General features: G+C 67.5%; 25 protein-coding genes. 8 read left to right on the forward strand and 17 right to left on the reverse strand.

The window, feature by feature from the left end; genetic code table 11:
* Nucleotides 1-52 precede the first annotated feature (52 nt).
* Entirely contained in the window at nucleotides 53-1,201 is a 1,149-nt protein-coding gene (locus tag ACPEH1_RS13520) for a PQQ-dependent sugar dehydrogenase (RefSeq protein ID WP_153164990.1), read from the forward strand.
* A gap of 75 nt (nucleotides 1,202-1,276) precedes the next feature.
* Here ACPEH1_RS13520 and ACPEH1_RS13525 read toward each other — a convergent pair whose 3' ends face one another.
* The 6 genes from ACPEH1_RS13525 to tsaD form a co-directional block, all read right to left on the reverse strand.
* Nucleotides 1,277-1,852 carry a hypothetical protein gene (locus ACPEH1_RS13525; protein ID WP_166472527.1) on the reverse strand — a complete coding sequence of 192 codons (576 nt, stop codon included), beginning with the start codon at nucleotides 1,850-1,852 and terminating at the stop codon, nucleotides 1,277-1,279.
* Between the two features lie 97 nt (nucleotides 1,853-1,949).
* Nucleotides 1,950-4,124, reverse strand: a complete 2,175-nt coding sequence (locus tag ACPEH1_RS13530) for a glycoside hydrolase family 3 N-terminal domain-containing protein (protein WP_423715923.1) — start codon at nucleotides 4,122-4,124, stop codon at nucleotides 1,950-1,952.
* A gap of 136 nt (nucleotides 4,125-4,260) precedes the next feature.
* On the reverse strand, nucleotides 4,261-5,535 hold the full coding sequence (locus tag ACPEH1_RS13535; RefSeq protein ID WP_423715924.1) for a mechanosensitive ion channel family protein: 1,275 nt from the start codon (nucleotides 5,533-5,535) through the stop codon (nucleotides 4,261-4,263).
* Nucleotides 5,528-5,911 carry a hypothetical protein gene (locus ACPEH1_RS13540; RefSeq protein WP_423715925.1) on the reverse strand — a complete coding sequence of 128 codons (384 nt, stop codon included), beginning with the start codon at nucleotides 5,909-5,911 and terminating at the stop codon, nucleotides 5,528-5,530. The genes ACPEH1_RS13535 and ACPEH1_RS13540 overlap by 8 nt, the downstream gene beginning before the upstream one ends.
* Nucleotides 5,911-6,273, reverse strand: a complete 363-nt coding sequence (gene folB / locus ACPEH1_RS13545) for a dihydroneopterin aldolase (RefSeq protein WP_136007126.1) — start codon at nucleotides 6,271-6,273, stop codon at nucleotides 5,911-5,913. Before folB ends, ACPEH1_RS13540 begins: the two co-directional genes overlap by 1 nt.
* Before the next feature lie 219 nt (nucleotides 6,274-6,492).
* Complete coding sequence (gene tsaD, locus ACPEH1_RS13550; RefSeq protein WP_287254953.1) at nucleotides 6,493-7,518, reverse strand: tRNA (adenosine(37)-N6)-threonylcarbamoyltransferase complex transferase subunit TsaD; 1,026 nt, start codon at nucleotides 7,516-7,518, stop codon at nucleotides 6,493-6,495.
* Between the two features lie 166 nt (nucleotides 7,519-7,684).
* On the opposite strand from tsaD, the gene rpsU reads away from it, so the two are divergent.
* From rpsU to ACPEH1_RS13580, 6 genes are all read left to right on the forward strand, one after another.
* A complete protein-coding gene (rpsU, locus tag ACPEH1_RS13555; RefSeq protein ID WP_002808376.1) occupies nucleotides 7,685-7,900 on the forward strand; it encodes a 30S ribosomal protein S21 in 216 nt (71 codons plus the stop codon).
* A 135-nt stretch (nucleotides 7,901-8,035) separates the two neighbouring features.
* Entirely contained in the window at nucleotides 8,036-8,482 is a 447-nt protein-coding gene (locus ACPEH1_RS13560) for a GatB/YqeY domain-containing protein (protein WP_136007121.1), read from the forward strand.
* Nucleotides 8,483-8,593: 111 nt separating this feature from the next.
* A complete protein-coding gene (locus ACPEH1_RS13565; RefSeq protein ID WP_017357213.1) occupies nucleotides 8,594-9,544 on the forward strand; it encodes a YihY/virulence factor BrkB family protein in 951 nt (316 codons plus the stop codon).
* Between the two features lie 66 nt (nucleotides 9,545-9,610).
* Nucleotides 9,611-11,341: a DNA primase gene (dnaG, locus tag ACPEH1_RS13570; RefSeq protein ID WP_153164993.1), complete on the forward strand. Its 1,731-nt coding sequence runs from the start codon at nucleotides 9,611-9,613 to the stop codon at nucleotides 11,339-11,341.
* A 47-nt stretch (nucleotides 11,342-11,388) separates the two neighbouring features.
* Nucleotides 11,389-11,886 carry a beta-lactamase hydrolase domain-containing protein gene (locus ACPEH1_RS13575; RefSeq protein ID WP_423667834.1) on the forward strand — a complete coding sequence of 166 codons (498 nt, stop codon included), beginning with the start codon at nucleotides 11,389-11,391 and terminating at the stop codon, nucleotides 11,884-11,886.
* 52 nt (nucleotides 11,887-11,938) lie between these two features.
* Nucleotides 11,939-12,937, forward strand: a complete 999-nt coding sequence (locus tag ACPEH1_RS13580; protein WP_136007115.1) for a bile acid:sodium symporter family protein — start codon at nucleotides 11,939-11,941, stop codon at nucleotides 12,935-12,937.
* A 36-nt stretch (nucleotides 12,938-12,973) separates the two neighbouring features.
* On the opposite strand, the gene ACPEH1_RS13585 is transcribed toward ACPEH1_RS13580, so the two are convergent.
* The 5 genes from ACPEH1_RS13585 to ACPEH1_RS13605 all read right to left on the reverse strand — a co-directional run bounded on the left by ACPEH1_RS13585 (nucleotide 12,974) and on the right by ACPEH1_RS13605 (nucleotide 17,344).
* Entirely contained in the window at nucleotides 12,974-13,789 is an 816-nt protein-coding gene (locus ACPEH1_RS13585) for a calcium-binding protein (RefSeq protein WP_423715926.1), read from the reverse strand.
* Between the two features lie 81 nt (nucleotides 13,790-13,870).
* A complete protein-coding gene (gene cyoE / locus ACPEH1_RS13590) occupies nucleotides 13,871-14,764 on the reverse strand; it encodes a heme o synthase (RefSeq protein ID WP_017356566.1) in 894 nt (297 codons plus the stop codon).
* A gap of 4 nt (nucleotides 14,765-14,768) precedes the next feature.
* Nucleotides 14,769-15,974 carry a COX15/CtaA family protein gene (locus ACPEH1_RS13595; RefSeq protein ID WP_017356565.1) on the reverse strand — a complete coding sequence of 402 codons (1,206 nt, stop codon included), beginning with the start codon at nucleotides 15,972-15,974 and terminating at the stop codon, nucleotides 14,769-14,771.
* A gap of 10 nt (nucleotides 15,975-15,984) precedes the next feature.
* Nucleotides 15,985-16,560 (reverse strand): hypothetical protein, encoded by a 576-nt coding sequence (locus ACPEH1_RS13600; RefSeq protein WP_017356564.1) that lies wholly within the window; start codon nucleotides 16,558-16,560, stop codon nucleotides 15,985-15,987.
* Between the two features lie 37 nt (nucleotides 16,561-16,597).
* Nucleotides 16,598-17,344 (reverse strand): SURF1 family protein, encoded by a 747-nt coding sequence (locus tag ACPEH1_RS13605; protein WP_017356563.1) that lies wholly within the window; start codon nucleotides 17,342-17,344, stop codon nucleotides 16,598-16,600.
* A gap of 57 nt (nucleotides 17,345-17,401) precedes the next feature.
* On the opposite strand from ACPEH1_RS13605, the gene ACPEH1_RS13610 reads away from it, so the two are divergent.
* Nucleotides 17,402-17,620, forward strand: coding sequence for a twin transmembrane helix small protein (locus tag ACPEH1_RS13610; protein WP_017356562.1), 219 nt, complete (start codon nucleotides 17,402-17,404; stop codon nucleotides 17,618-17,620).
* 39 nt (nucleotides 17,621-17,659) lie between these two features.
* Here ACPEH1_RS13610 and ACPEH1_RS13615 read toward each other — a convergent pair whose 3' ends face one another.
* From ACPEH1_RS13615 to ACPEH1_RS13640, 6 genes are all read right to left on the reverse strand, one after another.
* Nucleotides 17,660-18,535, reverse strand: a complete 876-nt coding sequence (locus ACPEH1_RS13615) for a cytochrome c oxidase subunit 3 (protein ID WP_017356561.1) — start codon at nucleotides 18,533-18,535, stop codon at nucleotides 17,660-17,662.
* A gap of 21 nt (nucleotides 18,536-18,556) precedes the next feature.
* A complete protein-coding gene (locus tag ACPEH1_RS13620) occupies nucleotides 18,557-19,144 on the reverse strand; it encodes a cytochrome c oxidase assembly protein (RefSeq protein ID WP_017356560.1) in 588 nt (195 codons plus the stop codon).
* Entirely contained in the window at nucleotides 19,141-19,275 is a 135-nt protein-coding gene (locus tag ACPEH1_RS13625) for a hypothetical protein (RefSeq protein WP_017356559.1), read from the reverse strand. The genes ACPEH1_RS13620 and ACPEH1_RS13625 overlap by 4 nt, the downstream gene beginning before the upstream one ends.
* A gap of 7 nt (nucleotides 19,276-19,282) precedes the next feature.
* Nucleotides 19,283-20,893: a cytochrome c oxidase subunit I gene (ctaD, locus tag ACPEH1_RS13630; protein ID WP_017356558.1), complete on the reverse strand. Its 1,611-nt coding sequence runs from the start codon at nucleotides 20,891-20,893 to the stop codon at nucleotides 19,283-19,285.
* A gap of 64 nt (nucleotides 20,894-20,957) precedes the next feature.
* Nucleotides 20,958-21,893 (reverse strand): cytochrome c oxidase subunit II, encoded by a 936-nt coding sequence (gene coxB / locus ACPEH1_RS13635; RefSeq protein WP_026070842.1) that lies wholly within the window; start codon nucleotides 21,891-21,893, stop codon nucleotides 20,958-20,960.
* An 11-nt stretch (nucleotides 21,894-21,904) separates the two neighbouring features.
* Nucleotides 21,905-22,381 (reverse strand): DUF2244 domain-containing protein, encoded by a 477-nt coding sequence (locus ACPEH1_RS13640; RefSeq protein ID WP_017356556.1) that lies wholly within the window; start codon nucleotides 22,379-22,381, stop codon nucleotides 21,905-21,907.
* Between the last annotated feature and the right edge of the window lie 8 nt (nucleotides 22,382-22,389).

Consider the following 22,389-nt stretch of genomic DNA (forward strand, 5'->3'; position numbering starts at 1 on the left):
GGCATGGTGTACAACGCCTATCTGGCCATCGCATCCCCTCCGGAGATACTCCATGACCCGCAAGCTGCTGCTCTCGCTCGCCATCAGCCTTACCCCCGCCCTGTTCACCACCGCCTGCGTGGCCGCCGATACGGCCACCGCGCCTGCGGTCGAAAAGGCGAACTGGCCGTTCACCGCTACCGCCGTCGGCACCTTCAACGAGCCGTGGGCGATGAGCTTCCTGCCTGACGGCAGCCTGCTGGTCAGCGAGAAGCGCGGCGCGCTCAAGCACGTCAACCCCACCACCGGCACCAGCGCCACCATCAGCGGCGTGCCCGCGGTGGCCTACGGCGGCCAGGGCGGCTTCGGCGATGTCCTGCCGCATCCGGATTTCGCCCGCAATCAACTGCTGTACGTCAGCTATGCCGAGGCCGGTCAAGGCGACACCCGTGGCGCGGCCGTGGCGCGTGCGCGACTGGTGCTGCAGCCCGACGGCAGCGGCGCGCTGCAGGATCTGAAGGTGATCTGGCGGCAGACCCCCAAGGTCGAGGGCAAGGGACACTACGGCCACCGCCTGGCGTTCGGGCCGGACGGCAAGCTGTGGATCACCTCCAGCGAGCGCCAGAAGTTCGATCCGGCGCAGGACATGGGCGGCAATCTCGGCAAGATCGTACGGCTGAACGACGACGGCAGCGTGCCGGCCGACAATCCCTTCGCCTCGCAGGGTGGCGTGGCCGCGCAGGTGTGGTCGCTCGGCCATCGCAACGCGCTGGGCATCGCCTTTGACGCGCGCGGCAAGCTGTGGGTGCACGAGATGGGCCCGGCCGGCGGCGACGAGCTGAACCTGATCGAGCGCGGCGCGAACTACGGTTACCCGGTGGTCTCCAACGGCAACCACTACGACGGCCGCGAGATTCCCGACCACAGCACCCGGCCCGAGTTCGCCGCGCCGAAGGTGACCTGGACGCCGGTGATTTCGCCGGCCGGTTTCATCATCTACTCCGGGACGCTGTTCCCGCAGTGGAAGGGCAGCGGCTTCATCGGCGGGCTGTCGTCGACCTCGCTGGTGCGGGTGGCCTTCGACGGCGACAACGCACGCGAAGCCGAACGCTTCCTCATGGGTGAGCGCATCCGGGAAGTGGAGCAAGGGCCCGACGGCGCGATCTGGCTGCTGGAAGACGGCAGCAACGGCAAGCTGCTGAAGCTGACCCCGAAAGCTTGATCCTGCAGCGCCGGCACCGCGCCGGCACTGGCCTGGCGCCCTCGCCGTCTGGCGGGGGCGCGGCCGCGCACTGCCCTACTGGATGGTGACGACCTTGACCTCGGTACGGCTGCAGGCCGTGTCCAGGCAGGCGCCGTTGAGCCAGACCTGGCCGTCGCCGATCATCACCCCCTGCTGGTTGACCATCACCGTGTCGAAGGTCTGCGCGGCAATGGCCTTGCGCACGGCCGGGGTCAGGATGCGCTCGTAATTGCGCTGGAACTCGCCCGGGCCGGCGATCGTGGCGCCGTTGGCGATCTTCAACGGGAAGCGGACTTCCTCGACCACCGCGGCACGGTCGCCGCCATTGACCGCCTTCTGGAAGGCGATGAAGACCGCTTCGTACTGCGCGGCATCACCGAGAACACGGTCGATCCGCTGGCGCACGTCGTCGGCGGCGGCGGCGGCGGCAGGCGCGGGGGCGGCGGGCGGCGGCGCTGCATCGGCGGCCGGTTCCACCGCATCCGGCGACAGGCCGGCCGCTGGCGCCTCGTCGGGTGGCGCGGTGCTGGCCACCGGTGGCGACGTGGCGGCCGTCTCTGCCGGTGGCGATGCCGGCTGCGAACAGGCAGCCAGCAACAGCGTGGGGACCAGGAATGGGATCAGGCGCATCGGACGCTCCATCGGTTCAGCCGGATTGCCAGCCTATCGCCGGCGCCGTCAGCCAAGGATGACGAGCGCGGTGCCGGCCAGCCGCCGGCACCGCCGATCAACCGGCGAGCAGTTCGAAGATCACCGGCTCGCCGCTGGCCGAAGAGGCGCACACCCACAGGTCGAACTGCCCCGGTTCGGCGCCGAACACGCCGTCGCGACCGGTGAACCCGAGCGCATGGCGATCCAGGGTGAACTGCACCTGCGTGCTCTGCCCCGGCTGCAGGGCCACCTTGCGGAAGTCTTTCAGCTCGCGCACCGGACGTACGCGGCTGGCGACGCGGTCGTGGATGTACAACTGCACCACTTCTTCGCCGGCCACCGCGCCGGTGTTGGTCACCGTGGTGGTGATGGTCAGCGTGTCGTCCCAGCCCAGCGTCTTGCTGCTCAACTGCGGCACACCGTAGTCGAAGGTGGTGTAGCCCAGGCCGTGGCCGAACGGGTACAGCGCCGCGTTGGGAATCTCGCGCCAGCGCGCCTTGAACTCCGACATGGTCGGCAGTTCCGGGCGACCGGTGCGCGGATGGTTGTAGAAGAAGGGCTGCTGGCCGGACACCTGCGGGAAGCTCACCGGCAGACGGCCGGACGGGTTGTAGTCGCCGAACAGCACATCGGCCACGGCCGGCCCGGTCTGGGTGCCCAGGTACCAGGTCACCGCCACCGCCTGCGCGTTGCGGACGGCCCCCTGCAGCGCCAGCGCACGGCCATTGCGCAGCAGCACCACCAGCGGCTTGCCGGTCATCGCCACCGCTTCGGCGAGCGCCTGCTGCGCCGGCGGCAGGGTGATCTCCACCCGCGACTGCGCCTCACCGCTGTAGCGCTGCGGTTCGCCCAGCGCCAGCACCACCACATCGGCGCGCAGCGCAGCGGCCACGGCCTGTTCGATGCCGTCCTGCAGGGGCGCTTCCAGCGCGCAGCCCGGGACGATGTCCAGCAGGGCCTCATCGCTGATGGCCGCGCGTACGCCGGCTTCCAGCGTGACATAGCGCGACTTGTCGCCGAACAGCGTCCAGCAGCCTTCGATGTTGTCGCGGTCCTGCACGAACGGACCGATCAGCGCGATCTTCTGCCCGGCCTTCTTCAGCGGCAGCACGTCGCCGTCGTTCTTCAGGAGCACGATCGAGCGGCGCGCGGCATCGCGCGACAGCGCGTCGTGCGCGGCGATGTGCGCGGTATCGGCTTCACGCGCCAGATCCAGCGAGCGGTAGGGATCGTCGAACAGGCCAATCGCTTCCTTCAGCCTGAGGATGCGGCGCACCGATTCATCCAGCGTGGCCATCGGCACCTCGCCACTGGCGACCAGGCCCGGCAGGTGTTCGGCGTAGAAGCCGCTCTGCATGCTCAGGTCCAACCCGGCGGTGAACGCCTTGGCGGTGGCATCACGGTCGTCGGCGGCATAACCGTGGGCGACCAGTTCCATGTCGGCGGTGTAATCGGAGATCACCACGCCCGGGAACTGCCATTCGCCGCGCAGGATGTCGGTCAGCAGTTCGGCATTGGCGCTGGCGGGCACGCCGTTGATGTCGTTGAAGGACGACATCACGGTGAGCGCGCCGGCCTCGAAGGCCGCCTTGAACGGCGGCAGGTGGACATCGCGCAGAGTCTGCGGGGAGATGTCGACCATGTTGTATTCCATGCCGGCCATCACCGCGCCATAGGCGGCAAAGTGCTTCGGCGTGGCCAGCAGCGCATCGGCCGCACGCAGGTCCGGGCCCTGGAAGCCGCGCACGCGGGCGGCGGCGAACGCACAGCCCAGCACCACGTCTTCACCGGCACCCTCGGCGCCACGGCCCCAGCGCTGGTCGCGGGCAATGTCCACCGCCGGCGCATACGTCCAGTGCAGGCCCGCGGCAGTGGCTTCCACCGCCGTGGCGCGCGCGGTGCGCTCGGCCAGCTCCGGCTCGAAGCTCGCGGCCTCGCCCAGCGGGATCGGGAACACGGTGCGCATGCCGTGGATGACATCGGCTGCCAGGATCACCGGGATGCCCAGGCGGCTCTCTTCCAGCGCCACCTGCTGGATGCGGCGGCCGGCTTCCACGCCCACGCCGTTGAACAGCGACCCCACCTTGCCTTCGCGGACCTGTTGCAGCACCTGGTCGGCGTTGCTGACGTTCGCTTCCGGATTCACATCCGGCGCGAACGGCCGGACCATGTCCGCGAACACACCCAGCTGGCCGACTTTTTCTTCGACGGTCATCTGGGCAATGAGGGTTTCGATGCGATCGGCGGCCACCGGCTGTCCTTATGAAAACGTTTACAAGGCCGGGATTCTAGCGTTCCCGAGCCCGTTGTGAATGATTTTGGCGTTCATTTTTCTTCCCCGTGGGGAAATTCCGGCGTCGCAGGGGCGCCGCCGGGGGCAGAGGAGCTTACTCCGCGAAGGCGCGCTGCTGCTGCGCAGCCATCAACATGGCATCGCTCGACGCCTGGAATACCCGCAGCCCAAAGGCCGGCAGGATCGCCAGAAGGTGGTCGAACACATCCGACTGCACGCCTTCGTAGTCGGCCCAGGCGGTGTTCCGGGTGAAGCAGTAGATCTCCAGCGGCAGGCCTTCCGTGGTGGGCTGCAGCTGCCGTACCAGCAACGTCATGTCCGTATGGATGCCCGGGTGCTGGCGCAGATAGCGTTCAACATACGCGCGGAAGGTGCCCAGGTTGGTCACCCGGCGCGCGTTGATCGCGTCCATGCCCTTGGCACGCAGGTCGGCGTTCCACTGCTCCAGCTCGGCCTGCTTGTCGCGCAGGTACTCGCGCAGGACCGCGAACTGCTCCAGCCGGGCCAGCGCCGTCGCATCCAGAAAATCCACGCTGTGCTGGTCCAGGTACAGCGCGCGCTTGATCCGGCGTCCGCCGGCCTCCTGCATGCCGCGCCAGTTCTTGAACGACTCGGTGACCAGCTTCTTGGTCGGGATGGTGGTGATGGTCTTGTCGAAGTTCTGCACGGTGATGGTGTGCAGGGCGATGTCGATCACATCGCCATCGGCGTTCTGGCTGGGCATCTCGATCCAGTCGCCGAGCCGCACCCGGCCATCGCCGCTGATCTGCACGCTGGCCACCAGCGACAGGATGGTGTCCTGGAAGATCAGCATCAGCACGGCGGTGGCCGCGCCCAGACCGGTGACCAGCGGGCCGAGTTTCACGCCGAGCAGGGTCGCCACGATCGACAGGCCGGCGATCACGAACACCACGATCTTCACGACCTGCAGGTAGCCCTTGATCGGCTTGCTGCGCGCGTCCGGGCGGCGCTCGTACAGATCGTTGGCCGCATCCAGTGCGTGCGAGACGGCCAGCGCCACGGTCAGCACCGCCCATGCCCGGCAGGCCCCCATCACGAACTCCACCAGCTGGGGCGGCAGGCCCGGCACCACCTGGACGCCGGCGGCGATGACCATGCTGGGCACCACGTTGGCCAGGCGCGAGATCACCCGCAGGTTGTTGCGGCCTTCATTGCCCGCTCCATTGCCGGGCAGCCGGTTGACCAGCTTGCGCAGGCCGCGCAGCAGGATCCGCTTGGTGACAAAGTTGGCCAGCCAGGCGGCCAGCGCCACGGCTGCCACCACCACCAGGGTGTAGGCCCAGGGCCAGGGTTCGAGGGTGCGCTGCAGGTCCTGCAGCCATTGGGGTGCCACTACCGCATCAAGCATGGTGGGGGGTCTCCAAATGCGTGCGTTGCCGGGCAGAGCCCGGCACTACGGGGTTGCGTTGCCGGGCAGAGCCTGGCATTACGGGTGCGCGTTGCCGGGCAGAGCCCGGCACTACGGGTGTGCGTTGCCGGGCAGAGCCTGGCATTACGGGTGTGCGTTGCCGGGCAGAGCCTGGCACTACGGGTTTGCGTTGCCGGGCAGAGCCTGGCATTACGGGTGCGCGTTGCCGGGCAGAGCCTGGCATTACGGGTGTGCGTTGCCGGGCGGAGCCTGGCATTACGGGTGTGCGTTGCCGGGCAGAGCCCGGCACTACGGGTTTGCGTTGCCGGGCAGAGCCTGGCATTACGGGTGCGCGTTGCCGGGCGGAGCCCGGCATTACGGGTGCTGGGTGGCGGTGCGTTCGATGATCACGCCGACCGCGCGGGCGCCGCGTACCGCGCCCGGCTTGCTCAGCTTCAGCCGCAGCCACTCCACGTTGAACTCGCGCAGCACGATCTCGGCGATGCGTTCGGCCAGTGTCTCCACCAGGCCGAAGTCGGACTCGCGCACGAACTGCTCGATGCGCTTGCTGACGGCTTTGTAATTGAGGGTATCGGCGATGTCGTCGCTGGCGGCCGGGCGGCGGTTGTCGAAGCCCATTTCCAGGTCGAAACGCAGGGTCTGGCGGATCCGCCGTTCCCAGTCGTAGATCCCGATCAGGGCGTCGATCTCGAGACCTTCGATGAATACCTTGTCCATAGGAATGCCACGTGGAAGATGGCGAACATGGTAACGGGCCGGTCCGGAACGTGCCGGGAACCCGGAACGAAGCGCCATCGCCGATGCACTCGCGCCGCAGTACGGTCCGCAGTGGCCGTGGTGCCCAAATGCGCAGAGTTCGACCACTGGATGCAACGCGAGAAGACCGTGACCCAGCGCCTGCATCAACGGCCGGTCTGATGCGGCCGCTGAGGCGTCCTACACCGCCGGCAGCGTAGCCATGTCCCAGCGCGGGGTGACCTGCACCTGCGGCGGGGTGTGCTGCCCCGCTTCCAGCCGCAGCGCGCCGGCGAAGGCAATCATCGCGCCGTTGTCGGTGCACAGCGCCGGGCGCGGGAAGCAGACGCGGCCGCCACGGCGGCGGGCCATCTCGTCCAGGCGGGCGCGCAGGCGCCGGTTGGCCCCCACGCCACCGGCCACCACCAGCACGTCGCAGCCGGCGGCATCCAGCGCGCGGTCGCACTTGACCGCCAGGGTTTCCACCACGGCATCTTCAAAGCCACGGGCGATATCGGCGCGGGTCTGCTCGCTCTGGTCGCTGTCGCGCCAAGCCAGCAGCACCTGGGTCTTCAGGCCGGAGAAGCTGAAATCCAGCCCGGGGCGATCGGTCATCGGCCGGGTGAAACGGTACTTGCCCGGTGTTCCACGCTCGGCCAGCGCAGCCAGCTGCGGCCCCCCCGGATACGGCAGGCCCATCAGCTTGGCGGTCTTGTCGAAGGCCTCGCCGGCCGCATCGTCCAGGGTCTCGCCCAGCAGGCGGTACTGGCCGATCCGGTCCACCGCCACCAGCTGGGTATGGCCTCCGGACACCAGCAGGGCCACGAACGGGGCCTCCGGCGGGTCGTCTTCCATCAGCGGGGCCAGCAGATGACCCTCCATATGGTGGACACCCACCGCCGGCACCTCCAGCGCCCAGGCCAGCGAACGGGCTACGCCGGCGCCGACCAGCAGGGCACCGACCAGCCCCGGACCGGCGGTATAGGCCACCCCGTCGATGTCCGAGACCTGCATGCCGGCCTCGGCCAGGGTCTGCCGGATCAGCGGCAGCAGCTTGCGCACGTGGTCGCGGCTGGCCAGTTCGGGCACCACCCCACCGTATTCAGCGTGGAGGGCGATCTGGCTGTAGACCGCATGGGCGCGCAGGGCGTCGACACCGGACAGCGCGGTGTCGTACACCGCCACGCCGGTCTCATCGCAGGAAGATTCGATACCAAGGACTCGCATAACGCGTATTATGGACCTCTTGAGGCCCGGCAGATGCACCGCCAGCCCATCTGACACCACCTGTGGCCAAGAAGTTTGCCGGGGTGGGTTGCAACTTCTTTTGTCGCCGCTATAATGTGCGGCTCTCACCGGGCGTGACCCGGTTCTACTGTGTCCCGGAGATTCCATGCCCAGCGTCAAAGTCCGCGAGAACGAGCCCTTCGAGTTTGCGCTCCGTCGCTTCAAGCGCACCTGCGAAAAGGCCGGCGTGCTGGCCGAAACCCGCAAGCGCGAGTTCTACGAAAAGCCGACCCAGGAGCGCAAGCGTAAGGCTGCTGCTGCTGTGAAGCGTCAGCTGCGCCGCTCGTCGCGCGACGTTACCAAGCGTCAGCGCCTGTACTGATCGGACGCAACTTCGATGCGGCAGGCCTGTCCTGTCGCGGCGGAGCCGAAGCCGGAACGCGCAAGCGTTACCGGCTTTTTGCGTTCCCGTCCCCAGCTATCGATTGCCCCCTCTTCCACCGATACGAGGTGTTCCATGAGCCTGAAGCAGCAGCTCACCGATGACATGAAGGCCGCCATGAAGAGCGGCGAGAAGCACCGCCTGGGCGTGATCCGCCTGATCAACGCGGCGATCAAGCAGAAGGAAGTGGACGAGCGCATCGAGCTGGACGACGCCGCCGTTGTTGCCGTGCTGGACAAGATGGTCAAGCAGCGCAAGGACTCGGTCACCCAGTACGAAGCGGCCAATCGTGACGACCTGGCGCAGATCGAGCGCGATGAGCTGGTGGTCATCGACCAGTATCTGCCCGCCAAGATGGGCGAAGCCGAGATCGTGGCCGCCATCCAGGCCGCCATCGCCGAAACCGGCGCGACCGGCGCAGCGGACATGGGCAAGCTGATGGGCGCATTGAAGCCCAAGCTGGCGGGCCAGGCCGACATGGGCCTGGTGTCCAAGCTGGTCAAGGCGCAGTTGGCCGGCTGAGCGCCCGCATGCAGCGCCCGTCCCGTGGCGGGCGCCGATCATCGACGCGCGTGGTGCAGCACTGCGCGCGTTTCACCCGGTCTTCGAACCGGGGCTGCTAGAAATCCCGGCATGTCTTCGCTGCCCCCTTCTCCGGCGCCCGACCCGGCGCACGACCCCTCCCGCGTTCCGCACCGCCTGCGCAAGTATGTGGACCGGCTTGAACGCAGCTTTCCAGTTGCCGTGGGCAAGCGCTTTGTCGAGGTGGACGTACTGACCCAGGCCGCTTCGTTGTCCTTCTATGCGCTGCTGTCGATGGCGCCGCTGCTGGTCCTGCTGCTGTGGCTGACCGCCTCGCTGTATCCGCCGGCCCAACAGGCGCTGATCGCACAGATCCACGACGTCGCCGGCAGCAGTGCCGCCACCGTGGCCGACACCGTGCTCAGGAACGCCGACAACCAGCCCGATGTCGGCTCGCTCGCCGGCGTGTGGAGCACGCTGCTGTTGTTCATCGGCGCCACGGCCGTGTTCGCGCAGCTGCAGAACGCCCTCAACCTGATCTTCAACACCAGCGGCGAGCGCCTGGACGGCATCGTGGCGTGGCTGCGCAAGCGGGTGTTCTCGTTCGGCGTGGTGCTCGCCCTGGGCTTCCTGCTGATCCTGTCGATGACCGCCACCACCATGCTGCAGGTGGCCTTCGCGCAGTTGCCCTCGGTGCTGCCGGCCGTGGGCTACCTGACCAGCCTGGCCCTGTACACGGTGGGCTTCGCCTTTCTCTACCACTACCTGCCGGACCGCCGCGTGGCGTGGCGCCAGGCCTTCATCGGCGGCGCGATCACCTCGGCGCTGTTCGCGCTGGGCCGCTATGCCATCGGCCTGTACATCGCTACGGTCGCCCCTGGCAGCGCCTACGGCTCGATGGGCGCGCTGGTGATCTCGCTGGTGTGGATCTACTACGCCACTGTGGTGTTCTTCGTGGGCGCGCTGATGACCGCGGTGGTCGATGAGCGGCTGCGCGCCCGGTTCCACCTGGCGCGGGCCGGGATCGCCGCGCCCAGACCGGGCGAAGTGGCCGGCAGCTAGTAGACTAGTCCGGTCCCCCGCTGCCCTGCGTGGCCGTTCTCCGGCCGCGCCACCTGCCTGCTGCCTATGGCCCGTATCCCCGACGCATTCATCGATGACCTGCTGGCCCGCTCCGACATTGTCGAGGTGGTGGGCAGCCGCGTGCCGTTGAAACGCCAGGGCAAGGAGTATGCGGCGCGTTGCCCGTTCCACGACGAGCGCTCGGCCTCGTTCACCGTTTCCCCGACCAAGCAGTTCTATCACTGCTTCGGCTGCGGCGCGCATGGCACCGCGATCAGCTTCCTGATGAACTACGACCGCCTGGAATTCCTCGACGCAGTCGACGAACTGGCCAAGCGCGTCGGCATGGAAGTACCGCGCGATACGCAGCCGCGCACGGCGCAGCAGCAGGATGACAGCCGCGATCTGTACTCCGCGCTGGATGCGGCCACGCGCTTCTTCCAGAAGTCGCTGGAGGGCAGCGACAAGGCCCGTGCCTACCTGGACCAGCGTGGCGTGGACGAAGAGAACCGCGCGCGCTTTGCGATCGGCTATGCGCCCGATGGCTACAGCGCGCTGAAGGATGCGCTGGGCAAGGACGAGCGGCGCATGAAGCTGCTCGACCGCGCCGGCCTGTTCTCCAAGAACGACCGCGGGCACGTCTACGACAAGTTCCGCGACCGGGTGATGTTTCCGATTTTCGATCGCCGTGGCCGCGTGATCGCCTATGGCGGCCGGGTCATGGAAAAGGACGATGGGCCCAAGTACCTCAATTCGCCCGAGACCGCCCTGTTCCACAAGGGCCGCGAGCTGTACGGCCTGTGGCAGGTGCGCCAGGCCAACCAGAAGATCGAGCGGCTGATCGTGGTCGAGGGCTACATGGACGTGGTCTCGCTGTTCCAGTTCGGCGTTACCCAGGCGGTGGCCACGCTGGGCACGGCGACCACGCCGGACCATGCCGAGCTGCTGTTCCGCAACGCGCCGGACGTGTTCTTCTGCTTCGACGGCGATGCCGCCGGTCGCCGCGCCGGCTGGCGTGCGCTGGAATCGGTGCTGCCGCGCATGAAGGATGGCCGTCAGGCCTTCTTCCTGTTCCTGCCCGATGGCGAGGACCCGGACACCATCGTGCGCAAGGAAGGCCGCGAAGGCTTCGATGCCCGCCTGCAGCAGGCCACGCCGCTGTCGCAGTTCTTCTTCGACGAGCTCACCCGCGAGGTCAACATGGCCACGCTGGACGGCAAGGCGCGGCTGGCCGAGCGCGCCAAACCGATGCTGGCGCAGATTCCCGACGGCGCCTTCGGCGACCTGATGAAGCAGCAGCTGACCGCGCTGACCGGGCTGGGCGCCAAGCCGGGTGCGGCCACGCCGGTCGCGCGCCCGCCATCGCGCGCGGTCGCTCCGGCGCAGCGCCGCAGCCTGGTGCGCGCGGCCATCGCCATCCTGCTGCAGCAGCCGTCGCTGGCGATGACCCTGGAGGGGCATCACTTCAACGGCCTGCGCCTGCCCGGCGTGGACCTGCTGCTGGAACTGCTGACCCTGGTCGAGCAGCGGCCCGATATCAGCACCGGTGCCCTGCTGCAGCACTTCGACGGCCGCGAGGAACAGGAGGCGCTGCACAGACTCGCCGCGCAGACATTGCCCGGCGACGAGGCGATGTGGACCCAGGAACTGCACGATGCGGTCGCCCAGCTGGAAAAGCAGCTGTTGATGCAACGTCTGGACGAGCTTCAGGCAAAGCAGAGCCAGCAGGGTCTGGACGATACTGACAAGTACGAGCTGCGCGAACTGCTCAAAGCGCGCAGCACCATCCGCTTCTGACCGACGGAGCTGCCGTGGCACCCCACATCGCGCGTCCCGCTGCATCGATCGTCCACTGGCGCCGTGCCGGCCTGATCGCCGCGCTGCTCGCGCTGGCCCTGCCCGCCTGGGCCGCGACGCTGCCGTTCGCGCAGCCACGGCCGCAGCTCTACACCGCCGGCCAACCCAGCGCCGCCGAACTGCAGCAGGCCGCCGCCGCGGGGATCACCACCCTGATCGACCTGCGCCAGCCCGACGAGGAGCGCGGGTTCGACGAAACCGCCGCTGCCGAACGCCTGGGCCTGCGCTATGTCCGCATCCCGGTTGCCGGCGCTGCCGGCCTCACCGACGCCAATGTGCAGGCCCTGCGCACCGCGCTGGCACAGAGCCAGGGCCCGGTCCTGCTGCACTGCGCCTCCGGCAACCGCGTCGGCGCTCTGCTGGCGCTGATGAAGGCCCGGCAGGGCGCGTCCGTCGAAGACGCACTGCAGTTCGGCCGCGATGCCGGCATGACCTCGCTGGACGCCAGGACCCGCGTTCTGCTCGAACAGGACACCGCGCGTTGATCCAGTACGCGTGTCCGTCCCCCCTTCCCCCCACGACAGGAGCATGCCGCGCATGACGCCCTGGTGGTCGCGCCTGCGGCCGGACAACTTCACCCTCGCCCTGCTCTGCACCGTGCTGCTGGCCTCGCTGCTGCCCATGCACGGCGCCGCGGCAATGGTGCTCGACGATGTCACCGACGTCGCCATCGCCGCCCTGTTCTTCCTGCACGGCGCGCGCCTGCCGCGCGAGTCGATCGTCGCCGGCATGCTGCATTGGCGGCTGCACCTGACCATCCTCGGCTGCACCTTCGTGCTGTTCCCCCTGCTGGGGCTGCTGTTCAAACCGCTGGACGGCTGGCTGCTGACGCCGGAGCTGTACATCGGCGTGCTGTTCCTGTGCGCGCTGCCCTCGACCGTGCAGTCGTCGATCGCCTTTACCTCGATGGCACGCGGCAACGTGCCGGCCGCCGTCTGCAGTGCCTCGTTGTCGAGCATCCTCGGCGTGTTCCTGACCCCCCTGCTGCTGGCGGTGCTGGCCGGTACCGAAGGCGGCATGCAGAACCCCGTGCATGCCATCGTGAGCATCATGCTGCAGCTGCTGGTGCCGTTCGTGGCCGGCCACCTGCTGCGGCCGTGGATCGCCCGCTGGGTGGAGCGGCAGCGCGCGCTGCTGCGCTACACCGACCAGGGCACCATCCTGCTGGTGGTGTACTCGGCCTTCGGTGAAGCGGTCAGCGAGGGGCTGTGGAGCAAGACGCCGCTGCTGTCCCTGCTCACGGTAGCCATTGTGGCGGCGGTACTGCTCGGCATCGCCATGCCGACGATCCGCTTCATCGCACGGCGGCTGGGCTTCAACCGCGAAGACGAGATCACCATCCTGTTCTGCGGCTCCAAGAAGAGCCTGGCCACCGGCGTGCCGATCGCCAAGGTGTTGTTCGCCGGCGGCAGCCTCGGCGCGATCGTGCTGCCGATCATGATCTACCATCAGATCCAGCTGATCGTCTGCGCGATGATCGCGCAGCGGTATGCGCGGGATCCGGTGAAGCCGGTGAAAGGTGGTGGAGGGCAGTGAGCCCGTTCCAACGTGTACGCCCTGTCGCCAGCCCGTTCAATCGACCAGACGGCCAACACTGAGCTGCGGCATCCACACCACCAGATCGTAGCTGCGCCGTGGATGCGTATCGACGCGCGGCGCGCGTGCCGGCTGTTCGACCAGCGATCGCGGGCCGCAGCGGTCCAGGCAGGCCCACGCCTCTCCGCGCAGCGCGTCCAGGCGTACGCTGTACAGCGGCAGATCGCGCAGTTGCGCTGACATCGGCTGCTGCTGCATCTCCGCCGGTGCGCCCTGCGGGCGCGCGCGCAGCGCATGCGCGTTACCGGTGAGCACCAGCATCCGCGCATCGGCAGGCAGCGCGCTGAACTGCTGCCGCAGGTGGGTTGCCATCGCCGTATCGCGCGTCTGGTTGTCCTTTGAGGTGCCGGTTTCCACGTCATAGCCGGCAATGCCCACATCGCGGCCCTGGGCGCGCAGCGCGCGCACCGCGTCGATGAGGTCCAGCATGTCGCGGCTGCGGCGCCCGTCATGCTGATCGTCCTTGACCGCCCAGAACGGCGAAGTGCGCAGCGCGTCGCGCGCGTCGGCACCGCCGTCGGAGCGCAGATAGCGCGCCAGGGCCGCGTTCTCGCTCATCGGCAGTTCCAGCGCCAGCCGCACCGCGGCATTCTCGCGGCTGTAACGCTCCGTCAGGTCGGCCACCAGCAGCGGCGTTTCGGCGGTGCCGTGGTACTCGCCGAGCACGACCAGGCGGTGGTCGCCGGCGTGCGCCATGATCTGCGTGGCCGTGTCATCGGGCGCAGGCGCGGCCATCGCCGCGCTGCACAGCAGCGTCATGGCCAGCACTGCGCTTGGCATCCATCGTTTCATGCCGTCACGTCCTGTTGGGTCATGAAAGCAATGGCGACAGTTGCCGGAGATTCAAGGCGCGCGTCGCAGCGCGCCCGCGTCCTACAACCAGGGCAGCATCCAGTGGTCCACCATCAGGAAGGCGAACAGCGCCATCAGGTAGACGATGGAGTAGCCGAACATCTTCATCGAGAACAGTTCATCCGGCGGGTTGAGCATGCGCCAGGCGTACCAGAGGAAGACCGCGTTGAGCACCACTGCCCCGCCGAGGTAGAACATGCCGCTCATGCCGAACACGACCGGCAGGATGCTCACAACGGCCAGTGCGATCGAATACGCCATGATCGACTTGCGGGTGTACACCACCCCGTGGGTCACCGGCAGCATCGGGATCTCTGCCTTGGCGTAATCCTCGCGACGGAAGATCGCCAGCGCCCAGAAGTGCGGAGGCGTCCAGATGAAGATGATCAGCACCAGCAACGACGCATAGGCCCAGTCCCACGGCCCCTGCATGCCGGTGATCGCGGCCCAGCCCAGCATCGGCGGGGTGGCGCCGGCCAGACCGCCGATCACGATGTTCTGCGAGGTCGCACGCTTGAGGTACACGGTATAGATCACCGCGTAGCCGATCAGCGAGGCGAAGGTCAGCACCGCAGTGATGACGTTGACCCACACGATCAGGATGGTCATCGACAGCGCGATCAGCAGGCCGGCGAAGACCAGCACCTGCCACGGCTTGACCTTGCCCACCACCAGCGGGCGCCACGAGGTGCGCGCCATCTGCGCATCGATGTGCGCATCCAGCAGCTGGTTGATCGCTGCGGCCGCCGAGGCGGCCAGCCAGATGCCGAGGAACCCGAGCGCGCCGTCGAGCGCCTGCTGCGCGGTGGGCAGCCCGGGAATGGCCAGGAACATGCCCACCAGCGCGGTGAACACGATCAGGGCGACGACCTTGGGCTTGGTCAGGTCCCAGTATTGGCGGTAGTTGCTCAGCATGTCGTCAGCCCACCGTACCGGAGGCCACGGCCGAGGGCCGGCTGGCCGCATCCGGCGACCGCAGGCGCGCCAGCAGCGTCACCAGCACGAACAGCAGCGCAACCGCGCCGCCGCTGTGTGCGACGGCCACTTCCAGCGGCACGGCCAGCTTCACGTTGAGAATGCCCAGCGTGATCTGCAGGGCGACCAGCAGACCCAGCGCCGTCGCCCAGCCGCGCATGCTCGGCAGGCGGAATAGGCGCACCGACAGCCACAGCAGGTACAGGCCCACCACGATGGCCATCAGGCGGTGCGCCATCTGGATGGCGATGCGCGACGCACCGTCGAGCACGCCCCCTTCGTAATCCACGCCGATGCCGCGCCAGAGGGTGAAGCCTTCACTGAAGTTGTGCGGTGGCCACCACTGGCTCACGCAGCGCGGGAAGTTGTCCAGCGAAGCGCTGCCGCCGCCGCAGGCGAGAGCGGCATAGTTGGCGCTGACCCAGCCACCCAGGGCGATCTGCAGCACCAGCAGGGCCACACCGGCGCGGATCAGCCACCGCAGCTTCGGTGCCTCGGCCAGGGTGATCGGCATGTGCGTGGCGCGCCACGCCATCCACACCAGCAGCCCGAACATCAGCATCCCACCCAGCAGGTGACCCATCACCACGATGGGCTTGAGCAGCCAGGTCACCGTCCACATGCCCAGCAGTGCCTGGAAGATCACCACGGCCAGGGTCAGCAGCGCGACGCGGGCCAGATCGCTGTTGGTCCAGCGCCACGCGGCGACCAGCAGGATCACCTCGCCGATCAGCGCGATGATGCTCGCTGGGACATGCATGCCCATCATGTATAGCGGTATGCCGGTGGCCACCAGGACGCAGGCGGTCACCACCGCCGTGCTTCCCCAGCGGCGGCGGCGCGTGGCCAGCAGGGCCAGGGTCAGGATCTCGATGCCCAACGCGCCGGCGAGGAAACGGTGGACCTGCTCGCGCCATGCCTTGTGGGTTTCCAGCGGCCGGATCTTCGCCGCCTCGTGGCCGATGACTTCTTCGGCATGCTGCGGCCAGGTGACACGGCCATAGCAGGTTGGCCAATCCGGGCAGCTCAGGCCGGCATCGGACAGACGCACGAACGATCCGAACATGATCGTGCTGGCCGTCATGATCAGGGCGAACCACGCCAGACGGTGGAAATTGCGATGCAGCGCCGGGCGCGCGGTGGGGTTCATCAAACGGAACTCACTTCAGTTTCAACAGCGTGGCCATGTCCTTGTGCAGACCGGCCAATGCGAATCCCGGCGCATACCGCATGATCACAAACCCGTTGGGATCGATCACATACACAGGCGTGCCGGCGGCGTCATCCACGGCGGGCAAGGCGGCACGCAGGTCCGGCTGGGCGCGCAGCACGCGTAGCGCGGGCAGGCCCTGGACCTCGGCCGGCGGCGTGCCCAGCCACAGGATCTCGACATTATCGGCTTTATGGCCGAACAGCTGCCACACCTTGCCCAATCCCTGCGACAAAGTGACGCACTCGGCCGCACAGCCGTCGCCCGGTGCCACCAGAATGCGCCAGGTGCGTGCCTGCGGATTCCACGGATAGGGCTGGCCATCGGCGAGCGTGGGCGGCCTGGCCACCAGATCCACCGGCGGCGCGAGCATCTGCCCGGTGTTGCGATGGGCCGTGGGCTGCCAGCCGGAGAAACGCAGCACGCCGGCCAGCGCCATCACCCCGAAGAACAGGCCGAACAGGGCGATCAGGGTCCAGCGACCGCGGTTGCGGGCGTTGAGCTGTTCCTGCGGGGTGGCATTCATGCGTGCGATTTTCTCATGGAAGGAGGAGGTGTGCCGGTCAGGGGGCGCGGCCAGGGCTGGACGATCCGTCCGGACGACGGTGGCGGCGCCATTCGAGCAGAAGGGCAACCATCAGAACGGTCAGGGCCAGGCCGAACCACTGCACGGCGTAACCGAGATGGCGGCTGGGCGGCAGGGTGTTGGGCAGCAGCTCCAGATCGCGCGCGTAGCCCCCGGGCAGCGCCGGGTCCAGCCGCAGCACGCGGGCCGGCAGGCTGCCGGGTGGCAGGGACAGCGCAACCGCCACCTCGTCCGGCGGCATCCGGCTGGCCAGCCAGACGTTGGTCTGCTGCGTGGGCGACATCGCCGGGCCGAGCGCAAGCCCGGCGGCCGGCGGCGGCGCGAGCAGGCCAGCCAGCCGCACGTGGTCATCGCGCAGGGTGACAGTGGGCACCGTGCGATCGGGTGGCATCGGCAACCAGCCCAGGTCCACCAGCGCCAGCGCACCGGCATCGCTGCGGAACGGCTGGTAGACCTTGATGCCGGCGCGGCCATCGCGCATCTGGTTGTCGAGCAGCAGCGCCACGGGAAGAAAGCGTCCGGCATCCACCACCCACCGCAGCTGTGGCGGCGCTGCGAGCGCCTCGGCAAGGGTCAGGGCCTGCGCGCGGGCGGGCGCCTGCTGGTCCAGCAGTGCCTGTTTCTCGTGCATCCGCTGCAGTTGCCAGTGGCCGAGGAAGCAGAACAGGGCGATGGTCGCCAGCGCTGCGATCCAGCCCATCAGGCGTGTGTGCTGGCGCATCATGACAACGCCGGCAAAACGCGGTCAGATAGGCCACCCCGCCCTGCCATCGAGCCGCGCATGAATGATTCGTTGAAGACCCTGCTGGTAATCGCGTTTCTGATCGTCATCGTCTGGAATCTGGGCGCGGGACTGTATTACCTGTTGGTCGATCGCGGCCAGACCAAGCGAACCGTCAACGCCCTCACGCGCCGCATCGCGGTATCGGTGGCGTTGTTCCTGCTGGTGGTCATCGGCATCTACAGCGGCTGGATCAAGCCCCACGGGATTGGTGGCTGATGCCGCGTCGCACCGACGCGGCATCCCGTCGCTGCGACGCTACAGCACGTAGACGAACAGGAACAGCATCAGCCAGACCACGTCGACGAAGTGCCAGTACCACGCGGCCGCTTCGAAGCCGAAGTGGTTGTCGCGGGTGAAGTGGCCTTTGGCCGAGCGCAGCCACATCACCACCAGCATGATGGTGCCCAGCAACACATGCGCCCCGTGGAAACCGGTGAGCATGAAGAAGGTCGAGCCGTAGATGCCCGAACCAAGCGTCAGGTTGAGTTCCTTGTAGGCGTGGATGTACTCCTCGGCCTGCAGGGTGAGGAAGAACGCGCCCAGCAGCACGGTGATGCCCAGCCACACCAGCAACTGGCGGCGATGGCCGGCTTTCAGTGCGTGGTGGGCGATGGTGAGGGTGACGCCGGAGGTGAGCAGGATCAGCGTGTTGATCAGCGGCAGGCCCCACGCGGGGATCGTCTGGAAGTGACCGCCGATGCTGCCCGGGCCGTTGGTCGGCCAGGCGGCCGAGTAGCCGTCCCAGAGCAGTTCGTTGGTCATCACGCCATCGCCCTCGCCGCCCAGCCACGGCAGTCCCAGGTTGCGGGTGTAGAACAGCGCGCCGAAGAAGGCGCCGAAGAACATCACTTCGGAGAAGATGAACCACACCATGCCCATCCGGAACGAGCCGTCGACCTGGCGGTTGTAGTTGCCGGCCTGCGATTCGCGCACCACGTCGCTGAACCACCAGAACAGCGTCAGCACCAGCATCGCCAGGCCCGCGTAGAACGTCCACTTGCCCCAACCGGAATCGTTGAGCCAACTGGCCACGCCGACCATCGTCACCATCATCGCGATGGAGCCGATGAACGGCCACTTGCTGTGCGTGGGCACGAAGTACACGTTGGCATCGGGGCTTTGCTGGGCCATGAGTCTGTGTCCGGGTACGTATCAGGGAGCCGAGCGCGCGGTGGCCGGCGGTGTCGCCGGGGCCAGCTGCGCGGACAGTGCGTCGTTCTTGTAGAAGGTGTAGGACAGCGTGATCGTGGTGACGTTGGCGGGCAGGTCCGGGTCGACGATGAAGCGCACCGGCATGTCACGCTTCTCGCCGGCCTGCAGGGTCTGGGCGGTGAAGCAGAAGCACTCGGTCTTGCTGAAGTAGCCCGATGCCTTGGCCGGCGCGACCGACGGCACCGCGCTGCCGACCAGTGCACGATCGCTGTCGTTGCGCGCGTAGTACAGCGCCTCGTTGAGCTCACCGGGAACGACGTCCATCGTCAACTGTTCGGGATGGAACGACCACGGCAGCTTGGAATTCACGCCGCCGTCGAACTCCACGCGTACCGTGCGCTTGCCGCCGGCGGTGGTGGCCGCCGTCGCGCCCGGGCCACGCTCCAGGCGCACGCCGAACACTTTCTCGCAGGCGATGCGGTACAGCGGCACCAGCGAGAACGTCAGTACGAACACCGCCACCGCCACCCCGATCAGCCGGGGCAGACCCGCGTGTCGCGCAGGCGGCGTGGGGCGTTCGTCGCTCATCGCCCGATCACCCCGCTGAGGATGAAGCCCACATAGACCAGCACGGCCACGCCGCCCACTACCCACGCCGTACGTTGCGCGCGGCGGCGGCGCAGGGCCAGGCTGTCGATGTCGTGCGGAGGCGTGTGCATGGCAACCTCAGTGGGTGATGTCGTCGTGGGCCAGATCGCCCGGGCGGATGACCGGCGGCACGGTGAAGGTGTGCGCCGGTGCCGGTGAGGGAATCGTCCACTCCAGCCCCCGTGCGCCTTCCCAGGAGCGGTCTGCCGCCTTCTCGCCGTTACGCAGCGAGACGATCAGGATGGCGGCCATCATGAACGGCGTGGCGAACATGCCGAACGCACCGATCGAGCTGATCAGGTTCCAGTCGGCGAAGGCCACGCTGTAATCCGGGATGCGGCGTGGCATGCCGGCCAGCCCGAGGAAGTGCTGCGGGAAGAACAGCAGGTTGACGAACACGATCGTCCACCAGAAGTGGATCTTGGCCCACGTTTCGTTGTACATGCGCCCGGTCCACTTCGGCCACCAGTAGTACACCGCGCCGATCAGCGCGAACACCGCGCCGGTGACCAGCACGTAGTGGAAGTGCGCCACCACGAAATAGGTGTCGTGATACTGGAAGTCGGCCACCACGATCGCCAGCATCAGGCCGGAGAAGCCACCGATGGTGAACAGGATCACGAAGGCCACCGCCCACAGCATCGGCGCTTCGAAGGTGAGCGAGCCGCGCCACATGGTGCTGACCCAGTTGAACACCTTCACCCCGGTGGGGATCGAGATCAGCATGGTGGCGAACATGAAGTAGATCTCGCCGCCCAGTGGCATGCCCACGGTGAACATGTGGTGGGCCCAGACGATGAACGACAGGAAGGCGATGGCGGCCACCGCGTACACCATCGCCTGGTAGCCGAACAGCGGCTTGCGACTGAAGGTGGGAATGATCTCGCTGACCACGCCGAAGGCCGGCAGGATCATGATGTACACCTCCGGGTGCCCGAAGAACCAGAAGATGTGCTGGAACATCACCGGGTCGCCGCCGCCGGCCGCGTTGAAGAAGCTGGTGCCGAAGAACTTGTCGGTCAGCAGCATGGTCACCGCGCCGGCCAGCACCGGCATCACCGCGATCAGCAGGAAGGCGGTGATCAGCCAGGACCAGCAGAAGATCGGCATCTTCAGCAGGTCGATGCCCGGGGCACGCATGTTCAGCACGGTGGCGATGATGTTGATCGCGCCCATGATCGAACTGATGCCGGCCACGTGGATGGCGAACACGGTGAAGGCGACGTTGTAGCCGCCCTGCAGCGACAGCGGCGGGTACAGGGTCCAGCCACCGGCCGGGGCACCGCCCGGCAGCAGGAAGGTCAGCAGCAGCAGGCTGAAGGCCACCGGCAGCAGCCAGAATGACCAGTTGTTCATGCGCGGCAGCGCCATGTCCGGCGCGCCGATCTGCAATGGGATCATCCAGTTGGCCAGGCCGACGAACGCCGGCATCACGCCGCCGAAGATCATCACCAGCGCATGCACCGTGGTGAGCTGGTTGAAGGTCTCCGGTCTGACGAACTGCAGGCCGGGCTGCATCAGCTCGGCACGGATGATCACGCTCATCGCCGCGCCGATGATGAACATGATGAAGCTGAAGAGCAGGTAGAGCGTGCCGATGTCCTTGTGGTTGGTCGAGAAGAACCAACGCTCGAAGAAGCTCTGCTGATGCCCGTGGTGCCCGTCGTGGTCAACTGCGGAATGCGCCATCGCAACTACACCTCACTGGATCCGGTGGTACCCCCGCCCGCCGGCTGGCGGACGCGGCTCGATTTCAGGCGTTGCTGTCTGCTGCGGCCGGTGCTGCCGGTGCCGTGGGTTCGGCGGCCGGGGCCGGTGCGGCGTCAGCCGGTGCCGCAGCCGGCGTTTCCGCTGCCGGGGCCGGTGCTGGCCTGCGCGAGGCCAGCCATTTCTGGAAGTCCTCCTTGGACACCGCTTCGACCACGATCGGCATGAAGCCGTGGTCCTTGCCGCACAGCTCGGCGCACTGGCCGCGATAGACGCCGGGGGTTTCGATGTTGGTCCAGGCTTCGTTGATGAAGCCGGGAATGGCGTCCTGCTTCCAGCCCAGTGCCGGCACCCACCACGCGTGGATCACGTCGTCGGAGGTGATGACGAAGCGGACCTTGGTATCCACCGGCAGCACCAGCCGGTTGTCCACATCCAGCAGATAGTGCGGGTGCGACTCGCGGGTGGGCACCTTGCCGCTCTGCCGCATGCGGTCGGACTCGCGGTCCAGGCGGCTGGTGAAGGCCACCTCCTCGCCGAGGTACTCGTACTTCCACATCCACTGGTAGCCGGTGACCTTGACGGTCATCTCCGCATCCCGTGTGTCGTAGAACTTGATCAGATTGGCCGTGGCCGGCCACGCCATCACCACCAGGATGATCACCGGGATCACCGTCCAGATGACCTCGGCCCTGGTGTTGTGGCTGAACTGGGCAGCGACCGCGCCCTTGGACTTACGGAACTTGAAGATGGCGTAGAACATCGCGCCAAAGACCAGCACCCCGATCACGGTACAGACCCACAGCGAGAACAGGTTGGATTCCCACGCCAACCGCGAGCTCTGGGTCACCCCCTTGCCCATGTTCAACTGCCACGGTTTGGGGTCGGCCGCCTGGGCCAACGCCATCGCCGGCGCCAGCAGCGCCGCCCCGCACACGCCTGATGTTCCGAACGTCCTGCCCCACTTTCTGCATTGCTTCATTGCCTAGACCCTTAGCGTCGTCGGTTGCAGCCATCGCTGGCCGCGAGCAAGCCTTCTAGTTTCTGAGCCAGTGCCTGGCGTTCGACCGGTGCGAGGAAACATCCCACCGCCACCTGCCGACCGCTGGACACCAGTCGGACCGCCTCATCGTCGGCGACCAGCGTCACCCAGTACGGGTGGGCACTGAACACCGGCAACTGCCCGGGTACGGGGATGACCTCCACGCACCCTGGCACTACCCGTATCTCTTCCTGCCGCTCTCCACTGCGCCACAACGCACGCAGTGCCACTGCCAGCAACAGGCTGTACAGCAGCGCGAAGAGGGGAGCGAACACGTTGCCGGCGAACCAGCCCAGGCCGGCCACCACCCCCATCGCACCCGCCAACACGGCAAACAACAGGACGAACTGCCGGGCATCGAGCGCCCGTGGGGGACGCAGCCGCAGTTGCGTTCCTGATCCGTCCGGAGCTGACAGCACCTCGATCATGTCGCAAC

The organism is Stenotrophomonas sp. NPDC077421 (assembly GCF_049545505.1).
GTDB lineage: Bacteria > Pseudomonadota > Gammaproteobacteria > Xanthomonadales > Xanthomonadaceae > Stenotrophomonas > Stenotrophomonas nematodicola.